The organism is Pseudoalteromonas sp. PAST1 (assembly GCF_021532515.1).
GTDB lineage: Bacteria > Pseudomonadota > Gammaproteobacteria > Enterobacterales > Alteromonadaceae > Pseudoalteromonas > Pseudoalteromonas simplex.
In genome coordinates this window covers 17020-31433 of sequence record NZ_JAKGBH010000022.1, presented here as the reverse complement: position 1 = coordinate 31433, position 14414 = coordinate 17020, and the positions used below count along the sequence as shown (strand labels likewise).

The window sequence follows — 14414 nt, the reverse complement described above, 5'->3', positions numbered from 1 at the left end:
TCCATTTTTGCTTATTCTTCAAAGAAGTGAGATTGCAGTACACTTCTTCGTCTCTTTTCATCATCTGATCTTCGATTAAGCCATGCCGGGAGTTAGCTTCGGTGGTATAATGGCTGCAATTTTTCATTTCGGTGCATGCCTAAAGGTATGTGTCATCGCTATATTAAGCGTTAATCGTATTAGGTAATTTAAGTTGCAAGTAAATGCATTGATCTTTAAAGGGGCCATGTTATGAGCACAACGACATTAAACCGCCGTTTTTCCGTGGCACCCATGTTAGATTGGACTGATCGTCACTGTCGAACCTTTCACCGCAAAATGACTAAGCATGCTGTGCTTTACACCGAGATGGTGACAACCGGCGCTATATTATTTGGTCGGGGCGATTACTTACACTTTAATGAGCATGAAGGGCCAGTGGCATTGCAACTTGGTGGCTCAGATCCTGAAGCGTTGGCTAAGTGTGCAAAGTTAGCAGCAGAGCGCGGTTATCATGAAGTAAATTTAAATGTTGGCTGTCCGTCTGACCGTGTGCAAAATGGTCGTTTTGGTGCTTGTTTAATGGCTGAGCCTAAACTGGTTGCTGACTGCGTTGCTGCAATGAAGGCCGAAGTGACTATTCCTGTTACAGTTAAAACGCGCATTGGTATTGATGAGCAAGACTCGTATGAGTTTTTATGTGCTTTAATTGAAGCGAGTCATGATGTTGGTTGTGATGACTTTATTATTCATGCGCGTAAAGCGTGGTTAAATGGCTTAAGCCCAAAAGAGAATCGTGAGATCCCACCTCTGGATTACCCGCGCGTTTATCAGTTGAAGAAAGATTATCCGCAACTGCACTTAAGCTTAAATGGTGGCGTGAAAACAATTGCTGATAGTGTGGCTCACCTTGATTATGTTGATGGCATCATGATTGGTCGTGAGGCGTATAGTAATCCGTTTATTTTGTCTGAGGTCGACGAAAATATTTATGGTGATGAAGCCTTTACGCTAAGTCGTCATCAGGTTGTACGCTCGATGTATGACTATATTGAAGATGAAATGAGCAAAGGCGCTAACTTTTGGCATATTGCTCGCCATATGTTGGGGATTTTCCAAGGCCAACCTGGTGCGCGTGGTTTCAGACGCCATCTTTCAGAAAAAGGCCATGGTAAAGCGGCCGATTTATCTGTTATGGATAAAGCTTTAAGTTTTGTCCCAGAAGCCTAATCACAAAGCCTATTAAAAATAGCCTATTAAAAAGCCACATTTTGTGGCTTTTTTTGATCCTAAAATTTAGTGAAAAAGTTAATTATTTAGTCAAATTAGTTATTTTTCATTCAGTCACTAGTCAGCCTGAATCTAAATTTAATTAATCTAACTCATTGTATATAAATAATAAATTTATTTTATTCGTTAGTTGGCACAAGAATTGGAATCTCCTAGCTGTATTAACCCAATAATCAACAGGAGAGTCACATGGGTGTATTAAATCGCGTAAATGACATTATTCAGGCAAACCTTTCTGCAGCATTAGACAAAGCTGAAGATCCTGAAAAGTTACTTAATCTACTCGTGCAAGAAATGCAGGATGCCCTGACTGAATGCCGTGCAACTGCTGCGACATTTTTAACGCAAGAAAAACAAATGAAACGTGAAATTGCAGCGAAACAAGCGAAAGTAGCAGACTGGCAAGCGAAAGCAGAAAAAGCGTTGAGTAAAGATCGTGATGATCTTGCCAAAGCAGCATTAGTTGAAAAGCAGCGTTTAACGACAGAAATCGAAGCACAACAAGCTGAAATGGATAAAGTGGCAGAGTCACTCGCTAAATTGACAGAAGATTGTCAGCGTTTACAAAACAAGCTTGCAGATGCAAAAGCCAAACAGCTGACTTACATGCAAAAAGAACGCGTTGTTACAGCACGCTTAAAAGTAAAAGAGCAGCTGCATAGCAGTAAAGTTGAAGATGCATTAGCACGTTTTGACTACTTAGAGCAGCGCGTTGAAAACATTGAGTCGCAAGTTGAAGCGTATGAACTTACACAAGGTGATGCTGCAAATTCAACAGCAGCACAAATCGCAGCCCTTGAGAAAGATGAAGCTATCGATAAAGAGCTTGCAGATTTAAAAGCAACGATGAAGCAGTCGGCTTAGGAGGTTAATGATGAATACTTATCACACATCGACACGTTGGTACCGTGATCTAAGTAACAAAAAGATCTCGGGTGTGTGTAGCGGACTCGCTGCGCGCTTGGGATTCCCGGTATGGTCAACACGCTTGGTCATGATCATATTACTTATTCAAATGCCGCTGTTAATCGGCGTGGGTTATTTAGTGGCTCATTGCACTTTACCAGTGAAAGGTTACTAGGAGTAGAGCATGAAAACGTTAGTTATCATCATTTTGGCAATGTTATTACTATGCACTGATGCAGTTTCATTTGTATCCTTTGACTCATGGCAATTACCATTGTCAATTGCTGACATGAGTTGGGCTGGGCTTGAAGTCATCGGTGCAATAGTGGCAGTCATTGCCGTCGTTGCAGGTGTGGCGTTATTTACTATTGGCCTACTTGGCGCAGGTGTTGTTGCTTTGATTGGTGTTGTACTTGCGTTTTTGTTTGGCTCAGTAATGATTGCATGGCCACTTTTACTTATCGCGGCATTATGCTGGTTGATTGCCGATAACAAAAAATCGCCAGCTTAAGGTACGAATAAACTGCCTTAATACATAAAATATGCTAAATTTAGCGGGTAAGTTAATGTCTTAACAAGGATTAAAACATAATGAAACTGTGGCCCGCACTCTCTTTTCTTACCGCAAGCTTATTCTTTAGTGCTTTTTCATCTGCCCATAGTGGTCATGACCACAGCGATGTTGCCGAAGTTACTGTAAGTAACGCGCAGGTACGTGAATTTTTACCAGCCAGTAAAGCAAGTGTTGCTTATTTGACCATTACTAACCCAAGTGAACACGCAGCAGTGTTAACTAAAGCAGAGCTTGATGGTTTAGGTCGTGTTGAAATTCATCAACATACTCATGTTGATGGCATGATGAAAATGGAACAGGTTTTATCATTAAAAATTGATGGCCACAGCAGTGTTGAATTTAAACCAGGTGGTTATCACTTAATGGTGTTTGAACCTGAAGAGCAGCTAAAAGCAGGGCAAGAGCGCAAACTCACGCTATATTTTAATGACGGCAATCGAGTTTTTACTCAAGCTAAAGTTGTGTCTTTACAAGAAATGTCTGAACAGGCATCACAAAAAAGTAAAGGGCACTCACATCACTAGGAGATATTATGTCTGAGCATAAAGGAAAAATAGCCAGTGCATTACTTATTATATTAATTATTTTTTACGCGATTGCTGTTTACTGGAGTAGTGAACCAGCTCGTATGGATGTTGTAAGTAAGGCTAAACAAGAAGCGCAGATGCGTGGTGAAAAGTTTGTAACAGGCTATACAACAACCACAACGTTGATCAATGTAGCAAGTACATTATTAAATAAGCCTGGCGGCTATTTATCTAACGATATGATGCCACCGAGCGTAATGATGGATAACATGCCTGCGTGGGAATATGGCGCGCTTGAAATGACCCGCGATTTAGTCTTGTCGATGCGTAAAGATTTCAGCCGTTCGCAGTCTCAATCAACTGAACACGAAGCGTTAAAAAAAGCACAACCGCAATTTAATATTAGCTCGGTAGCATGGGCATGGCCAAGTGCTGAAACTGAGTATCAAAAAGGCATTGATTTACTCGTTGTGTACCGCACTCAAATTGCCGATCAGAACGATCGTGATAGTCAATTTTATGCGCGTGCAGATAACTTACGTGGCTGGCTAAAAGAAGCAGAAAAACGTCTTGGCAGCTTGAGCCAGCGTTTAAGTGCAAGTGTTGGTCAAGATCGTTTGAATACAGATTTAGCAGGTGATACCGCGGCTCATCAAGCAACTTATGCTCCTTTACAGAACCAAGTGAAAACATCTTGGTGGCAAATTGATGATGTGTTTTATGAATCGCGTGGTGCAACGTGGGCATTACTACACTTTTTGCAAGCGGTTGAATATGATTTTGCCGATGTCTTAGAAAAGAAAAACGCTCGTGTTAGTCTGCAACAAATTATTCGTGAATTAGAGGCTACGCAAGAAACAGTGTGGAGCCCAATGATCTTAAATGGCAGTGGCTTTGGCTTTGTAGCTAACCACTCACTGGTCATGGCGAATTATATTTCTCGAGCCAATGCGGCTCTAATTGAACTTAGCGAACTTTTAGCGCAAGGATAAAATGATGAAAAAGTACTGTTTAGCAGCTGCCCTTTCAATGGCCTGTTTAGCTCCAACAGCACAAGCTGATACATTATTAGGTTTATACCTAGGTGTTGATGGTTGGCAATCAGATAACAGTGGTAGTTTTGCTCAAGATGGAAATCTACAAAGCTTTAAATTTGATGATGAAACGTTCACGAGCTACTACGCAGCACTTGAGCACCCAGTGCCGTTAATACCAAACATTAAACTAAAATACACTGAACTTGAGTTAAATGGTGATACAACACTTGATGAAACGTTTAGTTTTGGTGGTTCTGATTACGTTGTAGGCACACAAGTAGGCACTGTGAGTGATTTATCGCATGTCGACTACATTCTATACTACGAAATCTTTGATAATGATTTGGTTTCAATTGATTTAGGTGTAAATGCTAAACAATTTGATGGTGAAATTGTTGTGACTGGTACATCTCAAGAAGGTGGCCAAAACACGACTGAGCGTGTTGATTTTTCTGGTTTCGTACCTTTAGTGTATGGCCGTGCTGAAGTTGGTTTACCATTAACGGGTTTAAGCGTTTTCTTTGAAGGTAGCCTACTGGCTATCGACGATAGTAAAGTCCAAGATTACCAAGCGGGTATTGCATACGCTTTACTTGATAACTTAGCAATCGATATGGATATTAAAGCGGGTTACCGCTCAATGACGTTAGAGCTTGATGATATTGATGATATCTACACAGATTTAGATGCATCGGGCCCGTTTGCAGGTATTCAAGTTCATTTCTAATCGAATTTTTCGATTTATTTTTAGCTGGCGGCTTTACTTTAAAGCTTGCCAGCTAACTTCAAATTCATCTTCTAATGATGTTGCCAGTATTTGCTTATAAGCTTTGTTTATTGGTGATGCGATTAGCTTTCTTAACTCGTCACCAGTCTGGGTAAATTTATAGTAACTGAGTACTAAGTCATTACTTTTTGCTTTTAAAACCAAGCGTTGATTCATAAAGCTCAGTATTAGTTCTTGACCAGCTTTTAAAACCGCCGATTCGATTTCTTTTCGATACAGTAAGTTAATATCCATTAGGGTCAGAATGTCAGGAAAACTAACAGGGGTTTTCCCTAAGTTAAATGACACCTTATTACCTTTTCTAAGTAAATCAAACAGCGAGGGTTTCTTGTAAAAGCCGAGTAAAATTAAGTGGCTGTTGTCTTTTTCGTTGAATCCACACAATGATGTACAGCGCTGAAGGGCATCTGCTTCACGTTGAGTCATGTGTTTAAGGGTTTGTAGGCTTTTAATCGAAAAGGTGCCTGGCGATACTGTTTCACCTGCTAAAATTTTTGCCCACAGCTTTTGCATTGAGGAATTAGCTGTGTCTTCACATAAACTTATAAATCGCTCTATCCAATCAAAATCGGGCTGTTGTTGACCCGTGACATCCGGGCAAAACGCCATAGCCATCGCCATGATGGTTTCAATGTTTTCTTGGCGTTTAATAAATTGAATTTCTTGGCGAGTGTGAGCGCGCTCCAATAAGCTTGCTTGCGCTTTAATCTGATAGGCTAATTGCTGCTGACCTTGTGCTGAGTAGCTATCATCGCTCGCATGGTTAATCCTAGCCGATGATGCCTTATGAATCGGGTAGCCAAGTTGATTTTCTATAATATTAGCAAGATTAACTCTCGCTTGAGCCGCTTTCACTGTCATTGGGAGCAATAGCCTTGTTTGTTGTTGCTAACTGCGCATGGGTTTTGATGTTATTGAGCGCCAGTTTAACTGTGTTGTTGAGAATATACTGGCTTAATAATGCAAGGTAGCCACCAATGATAGGAGTATTTACTTCACCTTGTAACGAGCACTCAATATTTATTTCATTACCAGCACCTGTAAATAGGATCGTTCCTTGGGCTATATGCTCTTTATTAAATAAAATATTAAAAGTAAGTTGTTCATTATTCTGTTGTGTTATTGTCATTTCGCCATCGCCGAAGCGGCTTTGCCAAAATTGGTGTGCCCCAACGCCTTGGCTTGGCTCTAAAACCGTAAACTTGATGCTGGGATCTACGCTTTTCCATGGTTGCCATTTATGCCATTGATTAAAGTCACCTACTAGTTTCGCTATTTCTGAGCTGCTAGCAGTGACCTGTATTGATTTATGAACCGTATAGCGTTGAGAAAGTAATAGCCCAACGACAAGCATAACTAGCGCACTGAGAAATAGGGCTTTTAGAGTTAAAACAAAAAATTTTATCATTTTACCTCGGGCAATAGTTTTATATCTTTCATAACATTATACGTAACCTAGGCTATAATTTATCTGATATGACTATATATGTTCTGATAAATGTATCATAGTTAAGTGACTGAGAGAATTTTATGCATCACTGTAAAATGTTGGTATTTTTACTAGGGTTGCTCTAAGGAATTATTAATGGCATCAGAAAGTAACGACTTTTTGTTTAGTGACCAAGATGAGGAGCAGCTTGTTGAAGAGACTGTCTCTGAGTTTTGGGACGTATTAATAGTCGACGACGATCCTGAGATACATTCAGTGACTAAGTTAGCGCTTTCTGGCGTTGAGTTCTGGGATAAAGGCTTACGATTCCACCACGCCTATTCAGGTTCAGAAGCGCTCGAATTACTTAAAAGTAACCATTCCATTTCGGTAATTTTACTTGATGTGGTTATGGAATCAGATGATGCTGGCCTGCAAGTTGTAAAGCAGGTACGAGAGTGCCTCAATAATCACAATGTGCGGATTATTTTACGTACCGGTCAACCAGGCTATGCACCTGAAGAAAAAGTGATCCGTGAATACGATATCAACGACTACAAAACAAAAACAGAACTTACTCGTAGTAAACTTATCACAGCCCTAGTAACAGCAATTCGCTCTTATGAACAAGTTTGTCAGCTCGAATTTCAAAGCCGTGCTTTAAATAATATTTTGTATGCATCTAAGGCAATTCTTGGTTTTACTGATATTAAAGCGTTTTCGATGGCGGTTATTAAACAGCTTTCGATTATTTTAGATTGCGAACCACAAGGGCTATTGTGCGGCTCAATTGAAGATGACAATCAGGTTTATGTGCTAGGTGGCTGCGCTGAATACAATGAGTTTATAGGTCAAGGCATTGAACAACTTGATGATGGCCGTATTATCATGCAAGTCAATAACTGCCTAGCCCAAGGTGAACATCAGCATACAGATGTAGACAGTACGTATTTATTAAAAAGCAAAAACCGCCAAGCAGCTATTTACCTTGAAACTGAGCACACGCCAAGTCCTTCACAACTGCAATTTGCAGAGATATTCTTAACGAACGTCAGTGTAGGTCTTGATAATGTTCGATTATTCAACCGTTTACGTGATGCAGCTTATAAAGATGTATTAACTGGTTTATCGAATCGTAACGATTTTATGAATAAGGTGGAGCGCTATTACCAGCCGGGCAAAAATGACTTTGTCTTTTTACTAATTGATGTTTCGCAATTCTCTGATATCAACAATGGCTTAGGGCAAGAAATCGGTAATTTATTACTAAATGCAATTGTTGATAGGCTACAACAAGAATACCCTAATGCAGAGCTTATCTCGCGCATTGGTGCAGATGTTTTCGGTTTGTTGTTGGCTGCTGATAAATGCGATATTGAGTTACTTCGTGAGCATTTAAGTTTACCATTTAATGCTGGAGAGCATATTTTGCCAATCAACTTTAACATTGGCTTATGTTATCAAGGTGACTTTCAGCAAGCAGGGATCGAGACTTTAAAACTAGGTTACATTGCTTTAAACCAAGCTAAAAAACAATCTGCTGAAACGGTGGTGACTTATACCCCAGACATGGAAGAGAAAATGGCTTGGCGTTTAGGGATCATTAGACAGCTTCGTCAAGACTTCGAACAACGTAAATTAGAGGTTTGGTTTCAGCCGCAACTTGATTTAAATACTCTAGAAATCATAGGTTGTGAAGCGCTACTGCGTTGGCCATCAGGTAATGGTCAGTATATTTCACCAGCGATTTTCGTTCCGATGGCTGAAGATGCCGGTTTAATTGTTGATATAGGGCAATGGGTGTTAGAACAAGCATGTATGCAGCAAAAGCGCCTTGAAGCAATGGGCTTTGCAATCAGTATTGCCGTAAATGTTTCAGTACCGCAGTTTAAAGTTAAAGGCTATGCTCAGCAAGTAAAAGACACGCTTATTAAATACGATGTAAAACCGCAGTTTATTGAACTCGAAGTGACCGAAAGCGTGGTTATGGATGAGCTAGCTAATGTGATCACCACATTAAAAGAACTTAAAGAGTTTGGTATTGAGATTGCAATTGATGACTTTGGTACTGGCTTCTCGTCGTTAAGCTATTTGCAAAAACTACCATTAGATAGACTAAAAATTGATCGCGACTTTATCAAAGATTTACCTGGTCAAGATTGTCAGGCGATTGCTGCGTTAATTATTTCTCTTGGCGCAAGGTTAGGCTTAAAAACCATTGCAGAAGGGGTTGAAACACAAGCGCAAGCAGATTATTTAGCTCAGCTTGGCTGTGATGAAGTGCAAGGCTTCATGTACGCTAAGCCTATGCCAGAAAAAGAGTTAATTACTTACCTGCAAGCTAAGCAATAGCCAGTTCCAGTCAGTGCATACAAATTAAACAGCGCCCTCCAATGTGAAGGGCGTTTTGTTTTCTATAATAATCTATAAGACTGAGGTATAATTCGCCCCTTTTGTTAGCAGAGTACACTTTATGAGCGCATTAAAAGCCGAGCGAGGCCTGTTTTCTTACCCTAAGTATTGGGCTGAATGCTATGGCACGGCGCCATTTTTACCAACCACTCGTGCAGAAATGGACGCGTTAGGCTGGGATAGCTGTGACGTGATCATTGTCAGTGGTGATGCGTATGTAGATCACCCAAGTTTCGGTATGGCTGTGATTGGGCGTATGCTTGAGTCACAGGGTTTTCGTGTGGGTATTATTGCGCAGCCTGACTGGAACTCAAAAGATGCCTTTATGGCGTTAGGAAAGCCTAACTTATTCTTTGGTGTTACAGCGGGTAATATGGACTCGATGATCAACCGTTATACTGCTGAAAAGCGTATGCGTCATGATGACGCTTATACGCCGGGTAACATAGGCGGTAAACGTCCTGACCGTGCGGTAGTTGTATACAGCCAACGCTGTCGCGAAGCTTATAAAGATGTGCCGTTGATCATTGGTGGTATTGAGGCGAGTTTACGCCGTATTGCTCATTATGATTATTGGCAAGAAAAAGTACGCCGTAGTGTATTGTTTGATGCTAAAGCTGACATTTTAATTTACGGTAACGCTGAGCGCCCACTTGTTGAAGTTGCCCACCGTATTGCTGCGGGTGAGTCGGTTGAGACAATTCAAGATATTCGTGGTACTGCGGTTATTCGTAAAGAACCATTACCGGGTTGGCGCGGTAGTGACTCAACTGCAATTGATAAAATCGGTAAGATTGATCCAATTCCAAACCCGTATGGCGCAGATGATGTGGGTTGTAGTAAGTCTGAATTTAAGCAAGCGGGGATCGATTTAAGTGCCGAGGCGGCTAAACCAATCACGATTCAGCCTGCTCGCCCTAAGCCATGGGAAAAGACCTACGTTAAGCTGCCTGCGTATGAGCAAGTAAGTGTGAATAAACCGCTTTATGCTCACGCCTCGCGTATTTTGCACCAAGAAACAAACCCAGGTTGTGCGCGTGCGTTATTTCAACGCCATGGCGACCGCTCTATTTGGGTAAATCCGCCTGCATTTCCGCTTGAAACTGAAGAAATGGATGGCGTATTTGGTTTGCCATATCAGCGTATTCCGCACCCAAGCTACGGCGATGAAAAAATCCCAGCTTATGAAATGATTAAAACCTCGGTGAACATCATGCGAGGCTGCTTTGGTGGTTGTTCTTTCTGTTCAATAACAGAACATGAAGGACGTATTATTCAAAGCCGTTCTGAGCAATCAATTATTGATGAAATTGAGCAAATTCGTGACAGAGTACCGGGCTTCACTGGGGTTATTTCTGACTTAGGCGGACCGACCGCGAATATGTATAAGTTGCGCTGTAAGAGCAAAAAGGCAGAGAGCACGTGTCGTCGTTTATCATGTGTTTATCCTGATATTTGTAAGCACATGGACACGGATCACACCCCAACGATTGAGCTTTATAAAAAAGCTCGAGATGTAAAAGGTGTGAAGAAAATCTTGATCGCGTCTGGCGTACGTTATGACTTAGCCGTAGAAGACCCTCGCTACGTAAAAGAGTTGGTTACCCATCACGTAGGCGGGTACTTAAAAATTGCCCCTGAGCACACTGAAGATGGTCCATTATCTAAGATGATGAAGCCGGGCATGGGAGCTTACGATAAGTTTAAAGAGCTATTTGATAAATACTCAAAAGAAGCGGGTAAAAAGCAGTATTTGATCCCGTATTTTATTTCTGCTCACCCAGGAACGAAAGACGAAGACATGGTGAATATGGCGCTATGGTTAAAGGCTCATGACTTTAAGCTTGATCAAGTACAAAACTTTTATCCATCGCCGATGGCCAATGCAACCACAATTTATCACACTGAGATGAACTCGCTGCGCAATATTAAGAACAATACTGAGCAAGTGCCTGTTCCAAAAGGCGCACGCCAGCGTCGCTTACACAAAGCGATTTTACGATACCACGATCCTGCTGGTTGGCCGATGATCCGTGAAGCACTAAGAAAAATGGGCAAAGCGAATTTAATTGGTAAAGGGCCGAATTGTTTGGTTCCTGAAGAAGGTCGAAACGAGAAAACTGCTAAAGGTAAGGGCGGTAAAGGCCGTGCAGCTCTGACTCGTCATACCGGTTTTAGCCAGTTTAAAAAGGCCAATACCAAACCTAGAGTAGGTAAAAATAAGCAGCGTGCAAAGTAAAAGATATAAATACGGCCCATAAAGGGCCGTTTTTATTTATACCAATTCGCTTAATTAAGTATTATTGTGAATTGGTATCAGATCAATAGCCAGGTTGCGGTGCCTAAAAAGGCAAAGATACCGACAATATCCGTTACTGTTGTCAGTACCACACTGCCGGCGAGGGCAGGGTCAATTTTCATTTTCTTAAGAATTAATGGAATGCTTGCACCTGCAATACCTGCGGCAACAAGGTTCATAAACATTGCAAAGGCCAGCACTGCGCCGAGCTTAAAGTCCCATTGCCATAGGGCAACCACACCAGCAATTAATATCGACCAAATAATACCATTCAGTGCGCCAATCGCCAGCTCTTTGAGTAATAAGAAGCGTTGGTTGGTTTGGTTGATATGGCCAACCGCTATACCACGAATAACCAGGGTTAAGGTTTGGCTACCTGCAACCCCACCCATTGAAGGTACGATACCATTGAGTACCGCTAAAATAGGTAAGATTGCTAAGGTGTTTTCGAAAAAGCTTGCCACAATTGCTGCTAGCAATGCGGTTAATAAGTTAACCCCAAGCCAAATAGAGCGACGCTGCGAGCTTTTGAGTACTGGCGCAAAGGTATCTTCTTCGTCGTCAAGACCAGCAAGGCTTAGCATGCTGTGTTCAGCATCTTCACGGATTACGTCAACGATATCATCGATGGTAATACGACCAAGCAAGTGAGCGTTATCATCTACAACAGGGGCTGAAATCCAGTTGTGACGCTCGAACAGTTGCGCTACATCACTTTCATCCATAGAGATTAGGATTGACTCACAGTCTTCATCCATTAAATCACGAACAATTTTATCTGAAGGACTGGTCAGCAATGTAGTTAATGAAAGCGCGCCTAAAAAGCAGTTATGCTTATCAACTACATATAAGTCATCGGTACCCTCTGGTAGCTCACCTCGTAAGCGTAAATAGCGCAGTACAACATCGAGAGTAACGTCAGGACGAATGGTTACCGTATCGCTGTTCATCAGGGCACCGGCTGAGCGCTCTTGATAAGAAAGCGCTTGAGTTGCCCTTTCTCTATCTTGCGAGTCCATCGCGCTAACAACGTCTTGATATACGGTATCAGGAAGACTACGTAAAACCTCACCTAAGTCATCGTCGTCCATATCTTCTGTAGCAGCAGCAATGTGCTCAGGCTCCATCTGGGCAATAATGCCAAGACGTACATCTTCAGAGAGTTCCTCTAGAACATCACCACGGACATCTGGGTCAACCAGCTGCCAAAGCATACGACGAATTTTATGGGGAGAAGACTCAAGTAAAAGGGCTGTATCACAAGGTGCCGTTTTGGCTAACATGCCGCGCACTTGAACAAATTGACCACTATTGAGTGACTTGGTCACTTGTTTGAGTTGTTGTAGTGGGTAATCTTGTTCAAAGGCTTCTGGCATTGGCGTCCTTACAACTGAAAAAAGTTTAAATAGGCTATGCAAATACAGCATAGTTGCTTTGTAGTGTATTTGCAGAGATATCGTCGCACTGCGATAAATTTATTAAGAGTTTTGTAATTTAGAAAAGCGAGCGATATAAAAGTAGGATATTTAAAGGGAATTTTAAATATCCGAAGTAAGTTTACCGTAAACCTTGAAGTCTTAGCAAATGCTATTCTTGCTCGTGAAAGCGTTGCGCAATTAATTCGCCGATTGCCGTTAATGCAGCGTCAGCGTCAGGACCTTCGCATACAACACGAACCTCTTTTCCTTGACTACTTTCAAGGAGCATTAACGCTAACACGCTGTCGCCTTCAGCTTCTTTCTCATCTTGAAAAAGTGTAATTTTGGCATCAAATTGCAGTGCTAGTTGCGCTAAAACAGTCGCAGCGCGAGCATGTAAGCCAAGTTTGTTTTGAATTAAAAAGGTATCTTCAGCGTGCATTGTTGGTGCCTAGTTAGATATCTTGTTCGCGGTGGCGAATTTTTACATTAGCATGAGTTTTAGAAAAGCTTTCACCAATTGTTTGCGCTAAGTAAACAGAACGGTGTTGGCCTCCTGTACAACCAATTGCAATGGTTAGGTAACTGCGGTTATTGCGCTCTAGATGTGGCAACCAAGTCTGTACAAAGGTTTGAATCTGCCAAGTGAACTTTTGCACTATGCTGTGGCTAGCTAAATAATCCCTGACAGGCTGATCGAGACCGGTTAGTGGCTTCAAATCAGGTTCCCAGTGTGGGTTCGGTAAAAAGCGTGCATCAAAAACGTAGTCAGCTTCTTTTGGAATGCCATGCTTAAAACCAAACGACATAAACGTAATAATCAGTTTTTTATCTTTCTTACCTAAAATCTTTTCACGAATTGATTCTGCTAACTGATGAACACTCAAATCAGTGGTATCAATCATAAAGTCAGCGCGGGTGATCAGCACATCAAGCAGGATTTTTTCTTGTTTAATGGCAAGATCAAGCGGTAAAGAATCAATCGATAATGGATGCAAACGGCGAGTTTCAGAAAAACGCTTAATTAGGGTTTGATCATCACTATCTAGGTAGAATAGTGTTGGGTTTGCAAAACCTGGCAGGTACTCAAGAATATCATTAAACTCTTGCTGCTCTTTCGGTAAGTTACGTACGTCGATACTGACGGCAATTTTGTCATAATTATCAGAAACACTTCGCACGAGCGAAGGCAGTAGGTTGACAGGAATATTATCAACACAGTAGTAGCCTAAGTCTTCAAGAACTCGTAAAGCGACCGATTTCCCCGAGCCTGAGCGACCGCTGATAATTATTAATTCCATTTATGCCTCTGATGCAATTACTTGAAATAGTTGCTGATCGCTTGTAGCACTTCGCAACTGTTTACAAAAATCTTTATCTTTAAGTCTATCAGCAATTGTTGACAAGGTCTTCAAGTGCAACTGGCAATCGCCCTCTGGTACGATGAGTGCCACAAAAATATCAACGGGACGATTGTCTATCGCATCAAAATTGATGGGAGATTCACTGACAATAATAAATGCATGAGGTTCATCAGCACCACTCATTCGACCGTGGGGAATAGCTATTCCTCGGCCGATACCTGTACTACCTAACTTTTCCCTGTTCAGAAAAGCATCTAGGATATCTTGTTGAGATAAATGAGGAAACTGCTGGTGAGCTAACTCGCTAATATACTCAAGAATTCTTTTTTTGCTATTAAAAAGGACCGCAGCTTTGCTGCAGTCCTGATTAGTAAGTGAACTAAGTTTCATAA

General features: G+C 41.5%; 15 protein-coding genes. 9 read left to right on the top strand and 6 right to left on the bottom strand.

The window, feature by feature from the left end:
• Positions 1 to 231: 231 nt before the first annotated feature.
• The 7 genes from dusA to L1272_RS12260 all read left to right on the top strand — a co-directional run bounded on the left by dusA (position 232) and on the right by L1272_RS12260 (position 5040).
• Complete coding sequence (dusA, locus tag L1272_RS12290) at positions 232 to 1209, top strand: tRNA dihydrouridine(20/20a) synthase DusA (RefSeq protein ID WP_235373537.1); 978 nt, start codon at positions 232 to 234, stop codon at positions 1207 to 1209.
• A gap of 249 nt (positions 1210 to 1458) precedes the next feature.
• Positions 1459 to 2133: a PspA/IM30 family protein gene (locus L1272_RS12285; RefSeq protein WP_054554144.1), complete on the top strand. Its 675-nt coding sequence runs from the start codon at positions 1459 to 1461 to the stop codon at positions 2131 to 2133.
• A 10-nt stretch (positions 2134 to 2143) separates the two neighbouring features.
• Positions 2144 to 2350 (top strand): PspC domain-containing protein, encoded by a 207-nt coding sequence (locus L1272_RS12280; protein ID WP_054554145.1) that lies wholly within the window; start codon positions 2144 to 2146, stop codon positions 2348 to 2350.
• A 9-nt stretch (positions 2351 to 2359) separates the two neighbouring features.
• On the top strand, positions 2360 to 2686 hold the full coding sequence (locus L1272_RS12275; protein WP_235373536.1) for a hypothetical protein: 327 nt from the start codon (positions 2360 to 2362) through the stop codon (positions 2684 to 2686).
• A gap of 80 nt (positions 2687 to 2766) precedes the next feature.
• Positions 2767 to 3273 carry a copper chaperone PCu(A)C gene (locus L1272_RS12270; RefSeq protein WP_235373535.1) on the top strand — a complete coding sequence of 169 codons (507 nt, stop codon included), beginning with the start codon at positions 2767 to 2769 and terminating at the stop codon, positions 3271 to 3273.
• An 8-nt stretch (positions 3274 to 3281) separates the two neighbouring features.
• A complete protein-coding gene (locus L1272_RS12265) occupies positions 3282 to 4268 on the top strand; it encodes a DUF2333 family protein (RefSeq protein ID WP_054554148.1) in 987 nt (328 codons plus the stop codon).
• A gap of 4 nt (positions 4269 to 4272) precedes the next feature.
• Positions 4273 to 5040: a TIGR04219 family outer membrane beta-barrel protein gene (locus tag L1272_RS12260; protein ID WP_138601926.1), complete on the top strand. Its 768-nt coding sequence runs from the start codon at positions 4273 to 4275 to the stop codon at positions 5038 to 5040.
• 33 nt (positions 5041 to 5073) lie between these two features.
• Here L1272_RS12260 and L1272_RS12255 read toward each other — a convergent pair whose 3' ends face one another.
• On the bottom strand, positions 5074 to 5961 hold the full coding sequence (locus L1272_RS12255) for a TIGR03899 family protein (protein ID WP_194442953.1): 888 nt from the start codon (positions 5959 to 5961) through the stop codon (positions 5074 to 5076).
• Positions 5930 to 6508: an SRPBCC family protein gene (locus L1272_RS12250; protein ID WP_235373534.1), complete on the bottom strand. Its 579-nt coding sequence runs from the start codon at positions 6506 to 6508 to the stop codon at positions 5930 to 5932. The genes L1272_RS12255 and L1272_RS12250 overlap by 32 nt, the downstream gene beginning before the upstream one ends.
• 177 nt (positions 6509 to 6685) lie before the next feature.
• On the opposite strand from L1272_RS12250, the gene L1272_RS12245 reads away from it, so the two are divergent.
• Complete coding sequence (locus tag L1272_RS12245) at positions 6686 to 8881, top strand: bifunctional diguanylate cyclase/phosphodiesterase (RefSeq protein ID WP_054554152.1); 2196 nt, start codon at positions 6686 to 6688, stop codon at positions 8879 to 8881.
• A 121-nt stretch (positions 8882 to 9002) separates the two neighbouring features.
• Positions 9003 to 11180: a YgiQ family radical SAM protein gene (locus tag L1272_RS12240; protein WP_187491003.1), complete on the top strand. Its 2178-nt coding sequence runs from the start codon at positions 9003 to 9005 to the stop codon at positions 11178 to 11180.
• A 77-nt stretch (positions 11181 to 11257) separates the two neighbouring features.
• Here the strand turns inward: L1272_RS12240 and mgtE are convergent, their stop codons facing one another.
• The 4 genes from mgtE to ptsN all read right to left on the bottom strand — a co-directional run bounded on the left by mgtE (position 11258) and on the right by ptsN (position 14412).
• Entirely contained in the window at positions 11258 to 12616 is a 1359-nt protein-coding gene (gene mgtE / locus L1272_RS12235) for a magnesium transporter (RefSeq protein WP_054561109.1), read from the bottom strand.
• A gap of 211 nt (positions 12617 to 12827) precedes the next feature.
• On the bottom strand, positions 12828 to 13100 hold the full coding sequence (locus tag L1272_RS12230; RefSeq protein ID WP_054554155.1) for an HPr family phosphocarrier protein: 273 nt from the start codon (positions 13098 to 13100) through the stop codon (positions 12828 to 12830).
• A gap of 13 nt (positions 13101 to 13113) precedes the next feature.
• Positions 13114 to 13959 (bottom strand): RNase adapter RapZ, encoded by an 846-nt coding sequence (gene rapZ, locus L1272_RS12225; RefSeq protein WP_138601999.1) that lies wholly within the window; start codon positions 13957 to 13959, stop codon positions 13114 to 13116.
• Positions 13960 to 14412, bottom strand: coding sequence for a PTS IIA-like nitrogen regulatory protein PtsN (gene ptsN, locus L1272_RS12220; RefSeq protein ID WP_235373533.1), 453 nt, complete (start codon positions 14410 to 14412; stop codon positions 13960 to 13962).
• Between the last annotated feature and the right edge of the window lie 2 nt (positions 14413 to 14414).